Origin of the sequence: Tenacibaculum sediminilitoris (genome assembly GCF_964513795.1) — a bacterium.
Taxonomy (GTDB): Bacteria; Bacteroidota; Bacteroidia; order Flavobacteriales; family Flavobacteriaceae; genus Polaribacter; species Polaribacter sediminilitoris.
Window position 1 is genome coordinate 24,655 of sequence record NZ_CAZEQR010000003.1, and the last position, 18,086, is coordinate 42,740.

Consider the following 18,086-nt stretch of genomic DNA (forward strand, 5'->3'; position numbering starts at 1 on the left):
TAAGTTAAGTTTAAAATTTAAAGGTTAACCCACCTCTAAAAGTCATTCCATTAAAACCAAATTGGTTTACCTCCCAAGGATATCTAAAACGACCTCCTAAGTCAGTTACCACATCTCCTTTTGTATCAATTTCATCTGGATATACGTCAAATAAATTATTCACTTGAGCATTGATAGAAATCATATCAGAGATTTCATATCCAAAAGACAAATCAGTTATTACTTTTCCAGTAAAAGTTTGATCTTTATTTGGGTCAGTTGCATGTTGCCATGTTACTTCTCCAAAATAAGTATTATTTAAAAAGGCTGTAAACTTTTTATATTTATAATCTCCTCCAAACAATAGTTTGGTATTTGGTCTTGAACTAATAATTCTTGATTGTTCTTTTCTATTAAAAATAGCATTTTTGTAGTTTGCTAAATTGTCTGGAGTTTTTACTTCTCCTTCCAATGTAGTTCTATTTATATTTAATGCTAAATTTAACCCTAATTTCCCTGCAGCGAAATCAATATTTTTATATCGCATGGTGTAATCAAAACCTTCTGTTTTAGTATCAGCTGCATTGATAAAGAACTTGATACTTGTTACATCGTAATCATCTAAAATTTGTTGTACTGTGGCATTAGGGTTACCGTTATCATCAGTTCCTCCTATTTCACCTGAGAATACTACTCTATCCTCGACTCTAACATTATAATAATCTAACGATATTGTAAAGTTATTAGAGGCTTTAACCGTAATACCTGCTGAAATATTTTTTGACGTCTCTGCAAATAATGGATCTACTCCTAAAGCTTGAATTACTGGACTTACATTATTAAACGTTCCTTGGTTTGAGATAGTACCTCCAGAGACTAAGGTTTGTACATTACTCAAATATACTTGATGTAATGAAGGTGCTCTAAACCCAGTACTGTAAGAAGCTCGTAAAACTCCTGCTTCTCCTATTTTATATCTAGAGCTCATTTTCCAAGAAATGTTATCTCCAAAATCAGAATAGTTTTCATAACGAATAGCTCCTCCTATTAAAAAGTCTTCAGAAACATCCCAATCTAAAGTTCCATAACCACCTATATTAGTTCTTTTTTCATCTAAAGCATTACTAGGTTGTAGTCCTGGAAATGATTGTGCTCCGCCATCTACATAAGACGCTTCTTCTCCTGCGGTTACTTCAAACCTTTCTTCTCTCGCTTCGACACCTAGCCCAATACTAACATCACCAAAAGAACGACTTACGTCAAAATTTCCAACAATATTACTAAACGCGTACGCACCTGCATCAAATGATGTAGGGCTATTCGCTCCTAAACTAACATTGATGGTATTCCCTATGGTGTAATCTACATTATTTCTACCAAAATTTGCACTTAAATCTGCATCAAACTCTCCTAACTTAAACTTACTTCCTGCAGTAAATAAAATATCTTGAATATCTGTTTCAAAGGTTGGTTGAAACCCATTATATGTTTCTCCAGATGGAGTTAACAATCCAAAATCATCAGTAATCCAATATGGCGGTCTATATAAAGCAAAGCTTTTTCCTTGTCGCATATTAAACCCACCAAAAGCATATAGTTTTGTATTATCATTTAAAGGGTACTCAGCATTTACAAATAAGTCCCCTTTTTTCATTTCTGGTTGCCCTATTATCATTCCTAAATCTGGATTATCTCTTGTCCATTGATTATCTACACCAAATAAATCATCTTTACCTGGTTCACCTGCTCTATTCGTATTCTCTTGATAACTTAAACCTAGTGTAGTATTTACAAAACCTCCCTCTCCAAAAGTAAATGTATGGTTAACATCTCCATCAATATTAAATCCATCTCCTTCTTTAGTAACCCCTGAGTTTATATTAACTTGAGTAAAATCAATATTTTTCTTTAAAATAATATTTACAACACCCGCTACTGCATCAGAACCATATTGAGCAGAAGCTCCATCACGTAAAACCTCCACTCTTTCGATAGCTGCTGTAGGAATACTTTTCATATCTACCCCTACTTCACCTTTACCTGGTGTATCATTCACGTATACCAAAGCACTTTGGTTTTTTCGTTTTCCATTTACCAAAACTAATGTTCTACTTGGTCCTAGTCCGCGCAAATCAGCTGGATCAAAATGAGCTGTTGCGTCTGATATAGTTTGGTTACTTGAATTGTAAGAAGGAACTGTGTAGGTTAACATCTGATCGATATTAGTTTGTCCTGTTGCCTGTAATTCTCTTACACTAATATTATCAATAGGCACTGCAGAATCTAAAATTGTTCTTGGTTTAGAACGGTTTCCTGTCAACACAATCTCGTCCAAAACATTATCTTCATTCAAAATTATTGTAACATAAGAAACATTATATAATGTTTTTTCTACCGTAGTATAGCCCACAAAAGAAAACACTAGAGTAGTAGGCATTTTTTTTACATTGAGAACAAATTCTCCTTGCTCATCTGTACTTACTCCATTAACTGTCTCTTTTTCCAAAACATTTACAAAAGGAAGCGGAGTTCCGCTCTCGTCTGTTACCTTACCTTTTATAGTCTGCCCTATCATTGATGTAAAACACATCAACAACATAAAGACTATTATCTTATTTTTTTTATACATAAGTAAAATTATTTAAGTTTATTTAAAATTGAAAGCGTTAAAAATGTTAATTTTCAATATAAAAAGCAAATTTTAATTAACAAAAGTAAATAAATAATAAATAATTCCACTATTTATTAGAAATAAATGATATTTATGTTTTTAGCTTTAACTATACTTTAACAGCTGTTATTTTCTTATTATTGTAGTTTTGTTTTATAAAATTCTAATTTATTTCAATCACTATGGATATAGATGTAAGAGCCATCAATGAAAAGATAGAAAAAGAAAGTGCTTTTGTAGACTTATTAACTGCAGAAATGAATAAAGTAATTGTAGGTCAAAAACACATGATTGAGCGATTACTTATTGGGCTTTTAGGAAACGGACATATCTTATTGGAAGGTGTTCCTGGACTTGCAAAAACCCTAGCAATTAATACACTATCAAAAGCCGTTGACGGGAGCTTTAGCCGAATTCAATTTACTCCAGATTTACTACCCGCAGATGTGGTGGGTACTATGATATACAATGTAAAAGAAAATGATTTTTCAATTAAAAAAGGTCCAATTTTTGCTAATTTTGTATTAGCTGATGAAATTAACCGTGCTCCTGCTAAAGTACAGTCTGCTTTATTAGAAGCTATGCAAGAGCGTCAAATTACTATTGGTGATGAAACTTTTAAATTAGACGAGCCTTTCTTAGTAATGGCTACTCAAAATCCAGTAGAACAAGAGGGAACGTATCCGCTTCCTGAAGCACAGGTAGACCGTTTTATGTTAAAAACCGTAATTGACTATCCAAGATTAGAAGACGAACAGCTAATTATGCGTCAAAACTTAAACGGAAGTTTTCAAAAAATTAATCCTGTTATTTCAATAGAACAAATCATTAAAGCTCGTAATGTAATTAATGAAGTGTACATGGATGAAAAAATCGAAAAATATATTTTAGATATTGTTTTCGCTACTCGTTATCCTGAAAAATATAATTTAGAAAAACTACAACCATTAATTAGTTTTGGTTCTTCTCCTCGTGGTAGTATCGCCTTGGCTAAGGCATCTAAATGCTATGCTTTTATTAAGAGAAGAGGATATGTAATACCCGAAGACGTTAGAGCTATAGTAAACGATGTTTTACGCCACAGAATAGGAATTACATATGAAGCTGAAGCCGAAAACATTACATCTTTAGATATTATAAATTCAATAATAAATGAAGTACAAGTACCTTAACAAAATATACATACTCGTTTATAGCTAACCAAACCTACTATTCCATATTAATTCCCTTAAATTAGCTATTAATGACTTTTAAATTAACAACGTACAAAACACTAAAAGGAACAAAAAAAATTTTAGAGTTAAAAAAGAAAAAAAACACAGAGGCTATTGTATACAAAGACAACGAACCTAGTTATTATGTAAACTGTTTCGACTTACAAACAGAATCAAATGTGATAATGAATAGCTTGGTTTTATGTCAACAAAAAAGTATACATGAAGTAATAAAAGAAATTGGCGAAAAGAATAATGTAAATTTATCAATACAGGAAGCACCTTTTTTAGCTTTTGAAAAAAGCGTTGAATATACAGAAATGGAGTTACCTCCATTGCCTGAATCTTGGTTAAATTAATGAATACAAAAGAATTACTAAAAAAAGTTCGAAAAATAGAAATAAAGACACGTAGATTGTCTAATCACATTTTTGGAGGAGAATATCACTCTACCTTTAAGGGTAGAGGTATGACTTTTTCTGAAGTACGCCAATATCAATATGGAGATGATATTAGGGCTATTGATTGGAATGTTACCGCTCGCTACAATGAACCTTATGTGAAAGTTTTCGAAGAGGAAAGAGAACTTACTATGATGTTAGTAGTAGATATTTCTGGCTCTGAGTTTTTTGGTACTTCCAATCAATTTAAAAAAGATACCGTTACAGAAATTGCAGCCACATTAGCCTTTTCTGCTATTCAAAACAACGATAAAGTTGGTTTAATTTTATTTTCTGATCAAGTTGAACTATACATCCCTCCCAAAAAAGGGAAAAGTCATGTATTACGAATTATACGCGAACTTATCGAGTTTCAACCAAAAAGTAAGCAAACTAATATTAGTGAAGCTCTCAAGTTTTTGTCTAATATCATGAAAAAGAAAGCGATTGTTTTTATGCTTTCTGATTTTATGGATGACGACTACGAACGTACACTAAAAATTGTTGGTAATAAGCATGACTTAACTGGCATACGTGTATATGATGAACACGACGAGGAAATACCAAACTTAGGAATGGTTTCTATGCTAGATGCTGAAACGGGGAAAACACAGTTAATTAACACGAGTTCTAAATCGGTTAGAATCCGGTACAAAGCTAACGCCTTGCGTTTAACTGATTATTTTGAAACCACTTTTACTAAAAGTGGTGCAGGAACCATCAATACTAGAGTTGATGAAAGTTATGTACGAAAATTGTTAGGTTATTTTAAACGAAAAGGATAAGAACAAACAATGAAACACAAACTACTTTACATATGCTTGTTTTTAACTTCTTTTACCTTTGCACAGCAACCTCAGGTAAAAGCAGAAATTGACACAACAAACATCAGAATTGGTGAACAGTTTCAATATAAAATATCTATTGATGAAACTGAAAATGTTATCATTCCTAAGTTAGAAAATCTAAAAGGGTTAGAAGTTGTAGATACACTCAAAATTGACACTATTGAAAACAAGCTCATCCGAAAATATATTTTAACAGGTTTTGATAGCGGTGCTTTTTACATTCCTCAACAGCAAATATTTATTAGAAATCAAGCTTATTTAACCGATAGTTTATTAGTTAATGTAGCTACAGTACCTATTGATACTACCAAAGTTAAAAAATTCCCAATTAAAGGAATTAAGGGGGAACCATATCAATTTGACGATTTCAAACAATATGTCTGGTGGGTTATAATAGCCTTTGTGGCTATAGTATTACTACTCTATTTCTTTGTTTTCAAAAAGAAAAAAGAACAAGAAGAGGCTGTCGTTATTCCTTTATTAGCTCCTTATGAAGAAGCTATGCTGAAACTCGAGGAACTAGACAAAAAATTATTATGGCAAAACAATCAGGTTAAAAAGTATTATAGTGAATTAACAGATATTGTTAGAGGTTATATTGAAAGAGAGTTAAGTGTTCCTGCCTTAGAAAGTACAACAGATGAATTAATTGATGTTTTAAAAGATTTTAACGACATCAAGTCAATAGAAACTTCTAAGGAAATTATTGATAAATTAAAAGGTCTTTTACAAGAATCTGATTTAGTTAAGTTTGCAAAATCGAAACCTTTATCACATGAAATAGAAGAAGATCGAAAAGACGCAAAACTTATTATTGATAATTTAAAACCTAAAAAACAAGTAGAAGAAGATGAAGTGGAGTAATTTCGAGTTTCATAGCCCTGAGTTTTTATGGCTGCTACTATTAATTCCTTTATTAGCTTTTTGGAGTTTTTATACCCAAAAAAAAGATAGTGCACAGTTAAAGATACCTAGTACTAAAGGTTTTAAAGCAGGTGGTTCTATTTTACCTAAATTTAAACCTCTACTACATCTCTTAAGATTATTAGCATTATCTTGCTTAATAGTTGCCTTAGCACGTCCTAGAAATGTGGCTGTTAGCAAAAAGACAAAAACAAATCGAGGAATTGACATTGTTATGGCTGTGGATGTTTCAGCTAGTATGTTAGCAAAAGATCTTAAACCAAACCGATTAGAAGCTTTAAAAAGAGTAGCAACCGACTTTATAAACCGACGCCCAAATGATCGAATTGGTATTGTAGTATATGCTGGAGAAAGTTTTACACAAACTCCAATTACTAGCGATAAGTCTATTGTAAAAAGAACTATTTCGGAAATTAAATGGGGGCAGTTAGAAGGCGGAACAGCCATTGGAATGGGCTTGGGTTCTGCTGTTAATAGGTTAAAAGAGAGCAAAGCTAAAAGTAAAGTTATTATTTTACTAACCGATGGTGTAAACAATGCAGGATTTGTAGACCCTAAAACGGCTACCGAATTAGCCAAAGGAAACGGAATTAAAGTTTATACCATTGGAATAGGAACTAACGGTATGGCTCCTTTTCCTTGGGCAAAAGACCCTAGAACTGGTAAAATATCTTTTAAGAATCAACAGGTAGAAATTGACGAAAATTTACTAAAACATATTGCCAACGAAACTAATGGAAAATATTTTAGAGCAACTAACAATACCAAATTAAAAGAAATTTACGATGAAATTGACAAGTTAGAAAAAACTAAAATAGAGGAATTTAAATATTATAATTACTCTGAAAAATATCGCTTTTTAGTTTTTCTAGCAGGGATATTTTTATTAATAGAATTCACACTAAAAAACACATTATTTAAAAGTTTTATTTAAAAAAGATGTATAAACTAGAAGAACCAATATATTTTTATCTTTTTGCAATTATTCCTGTAATAGTTGTGGTTTTCCTATTAGTTTTATGGTGGAAAAAACGAACTCAAAAAAAGTTTGCTAATCCCTTTCTTTTATCTAAAATAGCACCAAATACATCAACCTTTAAACCGGTATTAAAACTTGTCTTTTTTTTAATAGGATTGTCTTTTCTTATTCTATCATTAGTAAATCCTAAAATGGGAACTAAACTAAAAACTGTAAAAAGAGAAGGTGTTGATGTAGTATTTGCTTTAGATGTTTCTAAAAGTATGTTAGCAGAAGATATTGCTCCTAATCGACTAGAAAAAGCAAAACAAATTATCTCTAAAACTATTGATAAATTAGGAAGTGATAGAGTTGGTATTATTATCTATGCAGGTAATGCCTATCCGCTACTTCCTATTACTACTGATCATGCAGCAGCAAAAATGTTTTTGCAAAATGCAAATCCTGATATGGTTTCAAGTCAAGGTACTGCTATTAATGAAGCTTTAACTCTGGCGAATACTTATTATGATAATGATGAGCAAACTAATCGTTTTTTAATAATTATTTCAGATGGTGAAGACCACCAAGAAGAAACGAAACAAGTTGCTCAAAACATTGCCAATGAAGGTGTTAAAGTATACACCGTTGGTGTAGGTACTGAAAAAGGAGGCCCCATCCCTATCAAATTAAATAGCGCACTTATTGGTTATAAAAAAGATAGAATGGGAGAAACAGTAATTACCAAAAGAAAACCTGATGTTTTACAAGGAATTGCTGACGCATCTGATGGTACATATTTTGATGGTAATAAAACTGAAAATCCAGTAGAAGCTATTGAAAAAATTATTGGAAACGCACAAAAAAGCGAATTTGAAACAAAACAATTTTCTGATTATAAAGACCAGTTTCAATGGTTTGTAGCTATTGGGTTGTTATTTTTAATTCTTGATATGTTTTTGTTTGATAAGAAAACCAAATGGTTGAAGAAAGTAGATTTATTTAATGAGGAGTCTTAAACTCAATTAAGTATTAATGTGGTATAGAATGAAAAGTTTACGAAATTTAATATTTATTGTTATTCTTGCAATTTCTGCAATGGTAAATGCACAACAAGACACGCTTAAATTACAGCGTGAAGCACGTACTTTATTGAGAGAAGGAAATAAACTATACAATAAACAAAAGTTTAACGAAGCTGCTATTGCCTACCGAAAAGCTTTAGGTAAAAATAGCAAGTATGAAAAAGCAAGTTATAATTTTGGTAATACGTTATACCAAGAAAAAAAATACAAAGAAGCTGTAGAACAATTTAAGGTAACTACTGAAACTTCAAAAGACAAAATGGCTCAAGCTGAAGCTTATCACAATGTTGGAAATGCTATGATGGAGCAAAAACAATATGAACAAGCAGTTGAAGCCTTTAAAAACTCCTTGCGTAGAAACCCAAATGATGACGAAACACGTTATAATTTAGCTGTTGCCCAAAAAGCAGCTAAAAAACAACAACAAAATCAGAAGGACAATAAGGATAAAAATAAAGACCAAAAAAATAAAGATCAGAAAGATCAACAAAAACAAAACGACAAAGACAAAAAGAACGACAAGAATAAAGATCAGAAAGGAGACGATAAGGATAAAAAAGATGATAAACAAGATCAAAAAAATGACGATCAAAAAAATCAACAAAAACCTAATCAAGACCAAAAAGACAAACAAAATCAAAAACCTCAACCTCAACAAGGTAAAATGACTCCAGAACAAATGAAACAATTGTTAGAGAGTTTAAATAATGAGGAAAACAAAACGCAGAAAAAAATGAACGCAAAAAAATCAAAAGGGAGAAAAGTAAAACAAGAAAAAGACTGGTAATATTCCAATTCTTAATAATCTTAATTAGTTTTATACATTTTTGAAAATTAACATGAAGTTGAAAGTACACATATCGTTATTAATTAGTTTTATAACATTCGCCATTAATGCACAAGACAGTGCGTTAACAGCAACTGTTAGTAAAAATAAATTGGGAGTAAATCAACGATTACGTATTGAGTTTTCAATTAACAAACAAGGAGCCGATAACTTTAAAGCTCCTAATTTTACCAATTTTAAAATAGTTGGTGGCCCTAGCCAATCAGTAAGTCAATCTTGGATAAATGGTAAAGTTTCTTTTAATCAATCATACACTTACATACTGCAACCTAAAAGAAAAGGAGAGTTTAATATACCTTCTGCAAGTATTGAAATTGAAGGAGAAACAATAAAGTCTAATCCTATAAAAATTATTGTTTTAGACGCAGTAGAAACACCTAAAAACCCTAATGACCCTAACTATATTGCTGAACAAAACATTCATTTGGTTGCTGAAGTTTCTAAGTCTCAGCCTTATGTTGGTGAAGGAATTTATGTAGAATATCGTTTATATTTTAGTGATAATGTTGGTATTTATGACAATGCTATTACAGAAGCCCCACAATATAACGGGTTTTGGAATCAAGAAATTAAACAAAACGGGATGCCAGTTAAAACCGGTACATATAATGGAGAAAATTATCGTTATGCAGTGTTACACAAAGCACTATTAATTCCAACAACTTCTGGCAAACTAACAATAGATCCTATGAAAATGGATATAATTGTCGCAGTACCCTCAGGAAGAGCTGATTTCTTTGGTAATGTGATCACTCGTCAAGTTCGTAAGGAATTTTCTTCTGCTAAGAAAGTAATTAATGCAAAAGCACTACCTCTACAAAACAAACCAGAAGATTTTGCAGGTGCTGTAGGTGAATTTTCTTTTGATGTTTCTTTAAGTAAAAATACCTTAAAGGCTAACGAATCATCAGAAATTAAGGTGTCTGTTAATGGTAAAGGAAATTTAAAGCTATTTGAACTCCCCAAAGTTGAAACTCCTAAAGAATTAGAAGTATATCAACCAGAAAGAAAAGAAAACGTTCGTATTACTGGAACAGGGTTATCGGGTTCAGTTACCGATAGCTATACCGTTGTTCCTGAATTTAAAGGAAAGTATAAAATTCCGAAAACTAGCTTTTCTTATTTTAACCCAAAAGAAAAAGTATATCAAACCATTACTACTGATGATTTATATGTTGATGTTTTAGAAGGAAAAAAAGTTCCGACAAATTCAGACACGAATACTGTAGCGAAACAAGATGTAAAAGTTACAGGTAATAACTTTAGATACATTCAAACAAATACCGATTTACAACCTGTAAAAGCAGATGATTTCTTTAAATCTACCCTATTTTATATTCTTTTATTACTTCCTATTTTAGCTATTCCTGTTGGAGTATTTATTCAGAAAAAGAAAGAAGAACGTAATAGTGATGTATTAGGTAACAAACTGCGAAAGGCAGACAAACTTGCTAAGAAGTACTTATCTGAAGCACAAAAACAATTAGGTAATAAAGAAGCTTTTTATGAAGCCTTAGAAAGAGCTTTACATAATTACTTAAAAGCAAAATTAGGTGTAGAAGCTTCTGATATAAGTCGTGAAAAAATTACTGATTTATTGACTGATAAAAACGTTAATAAAAAAACCATTAGTAGTTTTATTGAAGTATTTAACAATTGTGATTTTGCTAGATATACTCCAATTACCAATCTACAAATGAAAGAGGAGTATGAAAAAGCAAAGCAAGTAATAACGCAATTAGACAGACAGTTATAATGAGAAAGTTAGTTATATATTTATTCTTATTTGTGTCAACAATTACGTTAGCACAAAGCGCCAGTGATTTATTTTTAAGTGCAAATTCTTTATACAAAGAAGGAAAATACGAAGAAGCTATTAAACTATTTGAACAAATAGAAGCTAAGAACCAAGTGTCTTCAGAAGTGTATTACAACTTGGCTAACTGTTACTATAAGATAAATAAAACAGCTCCTGCTATTTATAATTATGAAAAAGCATTACAATTAGACCCGTTAAATGAAGATGCTAAAAACAACTTAATTATAGCAAAACGTTTAACTCTTGATAGGATTGAAGCATTACCTAAATCCGTTTTTCAAAAATTCAATGAAAATTATTTACAAAAGTTTACTTATAACACTTGGGCAATAATTACCATTGTATTTTCTTTTATTGCTTCGATTTTATTTTTGCTGTTTTATTTTGCCTATACTCCAAATAAAAAGAGAGCTTATTTTACAGCTAGTATTATTTCTTTTTTTCTTTTGATAACCTCTTTAACAATCACTTACTCACAATACAACCAAACTAAAAACACTATTGAGGCTATTATTTTTACTGAAGAAGTTTCAGTTAATAATGAACCTACTGATAGCTCTAATGAAATTTTCACATTACACGAAGGAACCAAAGTTTATGTATTAGATTCTGTAGATAATTGGAAAAAAATAAAGCTTGTAGATGGTAAAATAGGCTGGGTTAATTCTCAAAATTTGAAAGAATTATAGTATTTAAAGTCTAAAAAAATAATTACATTAGCTTTTTTAAGCTAAAAAAAAACTCATTTGAAATCTAAAACTGCTATCTTTTTTATCTTCTTATTCACAAGTATTATTGTGACACCTATGATACTAACGTTGGTAGATCAAGACCAGGATATTTCTTTCTTTCTTGAACTTAACGAAGAAGAAGAGAACACTAAACATATAAAGATTGATGAACTAAAGGCTCATCCTAACAATAACGACACTTCATTTTTATTTAAGACAATTCAAAAAAAGAAAAACGTTCGTTTTCAATCTAAAAATTACGTTTCACAGTATCCTAAAATACTAACTCCACCTCCCGAATTTTTTACTGCATAAAACCAAGTAAACTACCTTATGTTTGAGGTAGCACATAAGTAGAAAGCTTTGAGTACTATTTTGATGTAACAGTGTTATTATCAATAATTATCTTGGATTTCTCTTCGTATAAAAATCAATTATTCAAATAAAAAAGCGCTCTAAACTGAGGTTTAGGGTACTAAAAAAATACACATATATTATGTTTAAAACTATTAAAAGCGACTTACCTGCAAGTATTGTCGTATTCTTCGTTGCTCTTCCTTTATGTTTAGGTATTGCTTTAGCCAGTGGAGCTCCACTTTTTTCAGGAGTTATTGCTGGAATTGTTGGAGGAATTGTAGTTGGAGCCCTAAGTGGTTCAAAAATTGGAGTTAGTGGTCCTGCAGCTGGTTTAGCAGCAATTGTACTAACAGCTATTGCTTCTTTGGGTGGTTACGAAAACTTCTTAGTAGCTGTAGTTTTAGGAGGTATTATCCAAATACTTTTTGGTGTTCTAAAAGCAGGGATAATAGGTTATTATTTTCCTTCGTCAGTAATTAAAGGAATGCTTACTGGTATAGGTATCATTATTATTTTGAAACAGGTTCCTCACTTTTTCGGATATGATGCAGAACCAGAAGGAGCTGACAGCTTTATTGAAGCCTCTGGAGAAAATACTTTTTCAGCTATTTTAAGCATTACTGATAATATTACTATGGGGTCTATGGTCATTGGTTTTATCGGATTGGCCATTTTGATTCTTTGGGATAAAGTTTTAAGTAAAAAAGGAAAAATATTTCAATTAATTCAAGGGCCTCTAGTAGCTGTTGTAACAGGAATTTTATTTTTCACTTTAACTCAAGGAAACGAAACATTATCAATACAAGCTTCACATTTAGTAAGTGTACCAATTCCAGAAAGTGCGGCTTCCTTTTTCGAACAATTTACATTCCCTAATTTTAGTGCTATTACTAATTACGAAGTTTGGGTAACAGCATTTACTATTGCTTTAGTAGCTAGTTTAGAAACATTACTTTGTGTTGAAGCTACAGACAAACTAGATCCGGATAAAAATGTAACCCCTACAAATAGAGAATTATTAGCACAAGGAACAGGTAATATATTATCTGGTTTAATTGGAGGCTTACCTATTACTCAAGTAATTGTAAGAAGTTCTGCTAATATTCAATCAGGAGGTAAATCTAAAATGTCAGCAATTATACATGGTATGTTTTTACTAATCTCAGTAATATTGATTCCTACTTTATTAAATAAAATACCTTTATCTGTACTAGCTGCAATTTTATTAGTCGTTGGTTATAAACTTGCAAAACCTAGTTTATTTAAACAAATGTATGCACTTGGTTGGAAACAGTTTATACCTTTTATCGTAACTGTAACTGGTATTGTATTTACTGATTTATTAACAGGTATTTCTTTAGGATTAGCAGTAGGAATTATTGTTATTTTAATTAAAAGCTATCAAAACTCTCACTTTTTACATATTGAAGATAAAAGTAATGGGTTACATAAAATAAAAATGACATTAGCAGAAGAAGTAACCTTCTTTAATAAAGGAGCTATTTTAAAAGAATTAGATAGTTTACCAAGAGACACTTATTTAGAGTTAGATGTAAGAAAAACTAGATATTTAGATAATGATATTGTTGAGATTTTAGAAGATTTTGCTTTCAAAGCTAAAGAAAGAAACATCAACATTAAACTTATTTCAGAACGTGGTGTGGTAGAAAACCCTGATAGTTTTATTCAATTTTTTAAGTTAAGACCTAAAATAGCTTAAAACCTTAAACCATGGAACAGAACAAATACAAAATATTGGTGCTTTCTGATTTAAAAGACACAACTAATAGTACTCTTAAAAGCGCTGTTAGTATTGCTCAAATGACTAACGCTGACATTAATTTTTTTCATGTAAAAAAACCAGCTGATGTTGTAAAGAAAGAAAGTCAATTATCAGCAATGCGTACCTTAAATAAAGAATATAATTCTATCAATAGGAAAATCCAGAACTTAATAACACCTATCTCTAAAGAACATGGTATAGCTATCGATTACAAGTTTTCTTTTGGCAATGTAAAAAATGAAATAGACCAACATATTAAAGAAACTCAACCAGATATTATTATATTAGGTAAAAAGAAGACTAGTTTATTGAATATCATTGGTGATAATCTTACTAGCTTCATTTTAAAAAATAATGATAGTACAATTTTCTTTGCAGACAGTAATAATAGTTTAGAGCCTAACAAACCTATTGCATTAGGCTTATTAAATAATGAAAAAGATTCTTTGGAAAAAAGCATAGTTAAAAACTTTTTAAATAATATATCAAAACCAATAGTATCTTTTAATATTGCTAAAAAAAATAACACTATAAATGGTATAGATAATTCCTCTAGTAGTACATCAATAAATTATGTTTTCGATCAAAATGATAACACCATTAAAAATCTTTCAAGTTATTTATTGAAAAACAATATTCATATCTTACATATCAATAGAAGTAAAGATGACAACTCTCTAACAAAGTCAGACATTAACAAAGCTATTAATACATTAAAAACATCTTTGTTAATAACATCAATTTAAAACAATCTTAAAATATATATTATGAAAGCACATACTAAAGAAACACAAGCCACAATGACTCCTCAAAAATCATTACAATACTTGAAGGAAGGAAATGAAAGATTTCAAAACAACTTAAAAGCTAATCGTAATTTATTAGAACAAGTAAACGACACCAGAGATGGTCAATTTCCGTTTGCTACTATTTTAAGCTGTATAGATTCAAGGGTTTCTGCTGAACTAGTTTTTGATCAAGGTCTAGGAGATATTTTTAGTGTTAGAATTGCTGGTAACTTTGTTAACCAAGATATTTTAGGAAGTATGGAATTTGCTTGTAAATTGGCAGGAACAAAATTAATTGTTGTATTAGGACACACAAGCTGTGGAGCGATTAAAGGAGCTTGTGATAATGCCGAATTAGGTAACTTAACAAGTATGCTAAATAAAATAAAACCTGCAGTAGAAGCTGTTACTGAACCTAAAGATCCTAGCTTAAGAAATTCATCTAACTTAGATTTTGTAGATACCGTTGCAGAGAAAAATGTAAAATTAACCATAAACAAGATTTTAAAAGAAAGTAGTGTACTTGCCGAAATGCATACCAGTGGAGAGATAATGATTGTTGGGGCTATGTACAATATTAAAGATGGCTCTGTAAGTTTCTTCGAATAAAAATTCATCATTTCATCTTAATTTGATTTAATTAAAAAAGAGGTTCTAAACTAAGTTTAGAACCTCTTTTTTAATTTTAGAATAATTATCTTAGTGGCATAAAAAATAATTAGCTCATATGAAAAATCTTTTTTCAAACCTTAAAGGAGACTTATTTGGTGGAATTACGGCGGGTATCGTTGCCCTTCCTTTAGCACTTGCCTTTGGAGTTTCTTCTGGGTTAGGTCCCAGTGCAGGTTTGTATGGTGCTATTTTTATAGCCTTTTTTGCTGCCTTATTTGGTGGTACAGATACTCAAATATCAGGCCCAACCGCACCCATGACTGCCGTTAGTATGGTAGTAATTGCAGGCATTTTAGCAGCTAATGACGGAGACATTAACAAAGCATTACCTGCAATTTTAACCGTATTTTTATTAGCTGGTATAATTCAAATTGGATTAGGTTTATTAGGGTTAGGTAAATATATTCGTTACATTCCTTACCCTGTAGTTTCTGGTTTTATGACCGCTATTGGAGTAATTATATTAGTAACACAAATTTTACCTTCGATAGGTTATTATGCCAAGGAAGATGTCGAATATGTAAACCAATTTAAACCACAAGCAGAAGAACTTATTTTAGAAAATATTTTAAAAGAAGAAGCTGGAGAAGGTATTTTAGTCCTTGAAGATATTAAAGAAACAATTAAAAGAGCTGAATCTACTACACAAGCAGATATATTAAAAGAAAGTAAAACATTAGCTGGAAAAGAAGCTTCTGGTGTTTTAGGTACATTAAAAGTATTACCTAAAGCATTAAAAAAAATAAACTGGTTAGAGTTAGCACTTGCCTTAGGCACTATATTTATTATTTACGGATTTAAACGAATTACAACTACAGTACCAAGCACATTAGTTGCACTTGTTGTAATGACAGGAATAGCTTTAGTTTTTGGGTTAAATTATCGCCCTATTGAGGAGATTCCAGGAGGGTTTCCTCTTCCTAATATGGAAATTTTTGCAAGTTTTAGCTTATCCAGTATTACTCCATACATATTTACGGCACTTACCTTAGCCTTATTGGGGGCTATTGATTCTTTATTAACTTCTGTAGTTGCAGATAACATGACCAAAACAAAACACAAACCTAATAAAGAGTTAGTAGGTCAAGGTATTGGAAATACCATAGCTGCAGTTTTTGGTGGAATACCAGGTGCTGGTGCGACAATACGTACCGTGGTAAATATCAATTCAGGAGGTAAAACCAAACTATCTGGAATGATTGCTGGTATTATGCTACTAATTATTTTATTAGGATTGGGTCCCATCGCTTCTAAAATTCCTGCAGCAGTATTAGCAGGAATTCTTATAACAGTTGGTATAGGTGTGATGGATTATAAAGGTTTAAAAGCAATTCCTAATTTACCTAAAGATGTTAAGCTAGGCCCTCTTAAAATTAGTTCAGAAGTTATAATAATGTTAGTTGTTTTGGTATTATCAACTTTCTGGAACTTGGTTTATGCCGTAGGTATTGGCTTAGTTATTGCTTCATTAATGTTTATGAAAAAAATAGGAGATTTAACTGCTGAACATTCAGGTGTTACTTCTCTAAACGAAGAAACGTGGGCTGATGAAAAAGAATTTCCTAAAGAGTTATCGGAAGAAGTATTTATAAAACATGTTAAAGGACCTTTGTTTTTTGGTTCTACGAGTGATTTTCAAGCGTTAGCTAAACAAATTCCTGCTACCGCCTCCCATGTTATTATTAGAATGGAAAGAATGCAATACATTGATCAATCTGGTTTGTATGCTTTGGAAGATATATTGGTAGATTTAGAAAAAAACGGAATTACTGTTTTATTAGTAGATGTACTACAACAACCTCGCTACATGATGGAGCGTATCGATATTATTCCTGATTTAATTTCTAAAGAACACATCTTTAACTCGTTTGTTGATTGTTTAGAATGGATAAAACAAAATGTAGAAGACTCGATATAAAGGAGTGCGTTTATTCGTTATTTAACTTATTATAAAAAGAGCAGATATTTTTATCTGCTCTTTTTATATAATCATTTCGGTATCTTCATCCTTTTCTTCTTTTTCTCCTTCTTCATCTTTAATAATAGAAGGAAAAATTGTTGGTGCTATTTTCTTTACGGGTTTAAATAAAATAGATTCATCTAAATTTTCTTGTTTTACAAACGGAATAGTATCGTTCATTTTTCCGAAAAAGATAAAAATTACACTTAAAATTAACCCTATTTTTAAGGCTCCAAATACACCTCCTAAAATTTTATTTAAAACTCCTAGCGAAGCAAAATCAGCTATTTTGGTTAATATTTTTCCTAATAGAGCAACTACTACAATAATTACAACAAAAGTTCCTGCAAAAGCAGCTAATGAAATGTACTTTTCATCCCAAGTTATACTGTCTTTTAGCCAATCGCCAATAAAATATGAAAAATGAATAGCTCCATAAACTCCTGCCACCAAAGCTACCAAAGAAGCTACCTCAACAAACAATCCTTTCATTATGCCTCTCACAAAACCAAAAAGCAATAATGCCGCAATAATAATATCAAAAGTATTCATAAACGTAAAAGTGTTCTACTGTAAATTCTATGTTCAAATATACATAACTCATTTGTATCTTTGCTTTTTCAAAAAACACAAATGACAAAAGAAACAAATTTAAAAGAAAAATGGAATTTTTTGGTAACTGCTTTATCACACCAGTTTGCAGATGGAGACCAACTGAATATTGATGGAATTATCTATTTAATTGGTGTTCAAGAATTAGGACAAGGCCACCGTAAATTTAAAAAAGACGAAAAAGTTAACTTAATGCATATTGCCATTTGTAAACTACTAGAACCGTATGGTTATTATGAATTTGACTTTTTTGATAGTGATGGTTGGCCTCATTATAAAACGATAACTGAGCTTCCTAGTTTAAAACCAGGAGAACAATCGGTTTTAATGAAAGAGGCAATTATTAACTATTTTGAAGTAATAAACTTTTTTAACTAAGTAATACTTAATTTTCTAAT

17 protein-coding genes are annotated in these 18,086 nt (G+C 30.9%); 15 read left to right on the forward strand and 2 right to left on the reverse strand.

The window, feature by feature from the left end:
• Positions 1 to 10 precede the first annotated feature (10 nt).
• Complete coding sequence (locus ACKTSW_RS01165; protein WP_408023445.1) at positions 11 to 2,608, reverse strand: TonB-dependent receptor; 2,598 nt, start codon at positions 2,606 to 2,608, stop codon at positions 11 to 13.
• A gap of 224 nt (positions 2,609 to 2,832) precedes the next feature.
• Between ACKTSW_RS01165 and ACKTSW_RS01170 the strand changes: the two genes are divergently transcribed.
• The 14 genes from ACKTSW_RS01170 (at position 2,833) to ACKTSW_RS01235 (ending at position 17,034) form a co-directional block, all read left to right on the forward strand.
• Entirely contained in the window at positions 2,833 to 3,822 is a 990-nt protein-coding gene (locus ACKTSW_RS01170; RefSeq protein ID WP_408023446.1) for an AAA family ATPase, read from the forward strand.
• A gap of 71 nt (positions 3,823 to 3,893) precedes the next feature.
• Entirely contained in the window at positions 3,894 to 4,223 is a 330-nt protein-coding gene (locus tag ACKTSW_RS01175) for a hypothetical protein (RefSeq protein WP_408023447.1), read from the forward strand.
• On the forward strand, positions 4,223 to 5,089 hold the full coding sequence (locus tag ACKTSW_RS01180) for a DUF58 domain-containing protein (RefSeq protein WP_408023448.1): 867 nt from the start codon (positions 4,223 to 4,225) through the stop codon (positions 5,087 to 5,089). Before ACKTSW_RS01175 ends, ACKTSW_RS01180 begins: the two co-directional genes overlap by 1 nt.
• 9 nt (positions 5,090 to 5,098) lie before the next feature.
• A complete protein-coding gene (locus ACKTSW_RS01185; RefSeq protein ID WP_408023449.1) occupies positions 5,099 to 6,016 on the forward strand; it encodes a hypothetical protein in 918 nt (305 codons plus the stop codon).
• Positions 6,003 to 7,010: a vWA domain-containing protein gene (locus ACKTSW_RS01190; RefSeq protein ID WP_408023450.1), complete on the forward strand. Its 1,008-nt coding sequence runs from the start codon at positions 6,003 to 6,005 to the stop codon at positions 7,008 to 7,010. The genes ACKTSW_RS01185 and ACKTSW_RS01190 overlap by 14 nt, the downstream gene beginning before the upstream one ends.
• A gap of 5 nt (positions 7,011 to 7,015) precedes the next feature.
• Positions 7,016 to 8,053: a VWA domain-containing protein gene (locus ACKTSW_RS01195; protein WP_408023451.1), complete on the forward strand. Its 1,038-nt coding sequence runs from the start codon at positions 7,016 to 7,018 to the stop codon at positions 8,051 to 8,053.
• 28 nt (positions 8,054 to 8,081) lie between these two features.
• A complete protein-coding gene (locus tag ACKTSW_RS01200; protein ID WP_408023452.1) occupies positions 8,082 to 8,906 on the forward strand; it encodes a tetratricopeptide repeat protein in 825 nt (274 codons plus the stop codon).
• 52 nt (positions 8,907 to 8,958) lie between these two features.
• On the forward strand, positions 8,959 to 10,722 hold the full coding sequence (locus ACKTSW_RS01205; protein WP_408023453.1) for a BatD family protein: 1,764 nt from the start codon (positions 8,959 to 8,961) through the stop codon (positions 10,720 to 10,722).
• Entirely contained in the window at positions 10,722 to 11,474 is a 753-nt protein-coding gene (locus ACKTSW_RS01210) for a tetratricopeptide repeat protein (RefSeq protein WP_408023454.1), read from the forward strand. Before ACKTSW_RS01205 ends, ACKTSW_RS01210 begins: the two co-directional genes overlap by 1 nt.
• A gap of 57 nt (positions 11,475 to 11,531) precedes the next feature.
• Positions 11,532 to 11,831: a hypothetical protein gene (locus tag ACKTSW_RS01215; RefSeq protein WP_408023455.1), complete on the forward strand. Its 300-nt coding sequence runs from the start codon at positions 11,532 to 11,534 to the stop codon at positions 11,829 to 11,831.
• Between the two features lie 181 nt (positions 11,832 to 12,012).
• Complete coding sequence (locus ACKTSW_RS01220) at positions 12,013 to 13,593, forward strand: SulP family inorganic anion transporter (protein ID WP_408023456.1); 1,581 nt, start codon at positions 12,013 to 12,015, stop codon at positions 13,591 to 13,593.
• Between the two features lie 11 nt (positions 13,594 to 13,604).
• Positions 13,605 to 14,402 carry a universal stress protein gene (locus ACKTSW_RS01225; protein ID WP_408023457.1) on the forward strand — a complete coding sequence of 266 codons (798 nt, stop codon included), beginning with the start codon at positions 13,605 to 13,607 and terminating at the stop codon, positions 14,400 to 14,402.
• Between the two features lie 21 nt (positions 14,403 to 14,423).
• On the forward strand, positions 14,424 to 15,053 hold the full coding sequence (locus ACKTSW_RS01230; protein WP_408023458.1) for a carbonic anhydrase family protein: 630 nt from the start codon (positions 14,424 to 14,426) through the stop codon (positions 15,051 to 15,053).
• 118 nt (positions 15,054 to 15,171) lie between these two features.
• A complete protein-coding gene (locus tag ACKTSW_RS01235) occupies positions 15,172 to 17,034 on the forward strand; it encodes a SulP family inorganic anion transporter (RefSeq protein WP_408023459.1) in 1,863 nt (620 codons plus the stop codon).
• Between the two features lie 63 nt (positions 17,035 to 17,097).
• On the opposite strand, the gene ACKTSW_RS01240 is transcribed toward ACKTSW_RS01235, so the two are convergent.
• Entirely contained in the window at positions 17,098 to 17,628 is a 531-nt protein-coding gene (locus ACKTSW_RS01240; protein WP_408023460.1) for a CvpA family protein, read from the reverse strand.
• Positions 17,629 to 17,709: 81 nt separating this feature from the next.
• Between ACKTSW_RS01240 and ACKTSW_RS01245 the strand changes: the two genes are divergently transcribed.
• Complete coding sequence (locus tag ACKTSW_RS01245) at positions 17,710 to 18,066, forward strand: hypothetical protein (protein ID WP_408023461.1); 357 nt, start codon at positions 17,710 to 17,712, stop codon at positions 18,064 to 18,066.
• The last annotated feature ends 20 nt before the right edge of the window (positions 18,067 to 18,086 follow it).

Excerpts from the sequence above, each read along its gene's own strand:
- ACKTSW_RS01235 (WP_408023459.1), top strand. The coding sequence starts at position 15,172 with ATGAAAAATCTTTTTTCAAACCTTAAAGGAGACTTATTTGGTGGAATT.
- ACKTSW_RS01225 (WP_408023457.1), top strand. The coding sequence starts at position 13,605 with ATGGAACAGAACAAATACAAAATATTGGTGCTTTCTGATTTAAAAGAC.
- ACKTSW_RS01210 (WP_408023454.1), top strand. The coding sequence starts at position 10,722 with ATGAGAAAGTTAGTTATATATTTATTCTTATTTGTGTCAACAATTACG.
- ACKTSW_RS01185 (WP_408023449.1), top strand. The coding sequence starts at position 5,099 with ATGAAACACAAACTACTTTACATATGCTTGTTTTTAACTTCTTTTACC.
- ACKTSW_RS01175 (WP_408023447.1), top strand. The coding sequence starts at position 3,894 with ATGACTTTTAAATTAACAACGTACAAAACACTAAAAGGAACAAAAAAA.
- ACKTSW_RS01190 (WP_408023450.1), top strand. The coding sequence starts at position 6,003 with ATGAAGTGGAGTAATTTCGAGTTTCATAGCCCTGAGTTTTTATGGCTG.
- ACKTSW_RS01165 (WP_408023445.1), bottom strand. The coding sequence starts at position 2,608 with ATGTATAAAAAAAATAAGATAATAGTCTTTATGTTGTTGATGTGTTTT.
- ACKTSW_RS01200 (WP_408023452.1), top strand. The coding sequence starts at position 8,082 with ATGAAAAGTTTACGAAATTTAATATTTATTGTTATTCTTGCAATTTCT.
- ACKTSW_RS01205 (WP_408023453.1), top strand. The coding sequence starts at position 8,959 with ATGAAGTTGAAAGTACACATATCGTTATTAATTAGTTTTATAACATTC.
- ACKTSW_RS01180 (WP_408023448.1), top strand. The coding sequence starts at position 4,223 with ATGAATACAAAAGAATTACTAAAAAAAGTTCGAAAAATAGAAATAAAG.
- ACKTSW_RS01230 (WP_408023458.1), top strand. The coding sequence starts at position 14,424 with ATGAAAGCACATACTAAAGAAACACAAGCCACAATGACTCCTCAAAAA.
- ACKTSW_RS01170 (WP_408023446.1), top strand. The coding sequence starts at position 2,833 with ATGGATATAGATGTAAGAGCCATCAATGAAAAGATAGAAAAAGAAAGT.
- ACKTSW_RS01240 (WP_408023460.1), bottom strand. The coding sequence starts at position 17,628 with ATGAATACTTTTGATATTATTATTGCGGCATTATTGCTTTTTGGTTTT.
- ACKTSW_RS01220 (WP_408023456.1), top strand. The coding sequence starts at position 12,013 with ATGTTTAAAACTATTAAAAGCGACTTACCTGCAAGTATTGTCGTATTC.
- ACKTSW_RS01195 (WP_408023451.1), top strand. The coding sequence starts at position 7,016 with ATGTATAAACTAGAAGAACCAATATATTTTTATCTTTTTGCAATTATT.
- ACKTSW_RS01245 (WP_408023461.1), top strand. The coding sequence starts at position 17,710 with ATGACAAAAGAAACAAATTTAAAAGAAAAATGGAATTTTTTGGTAACT.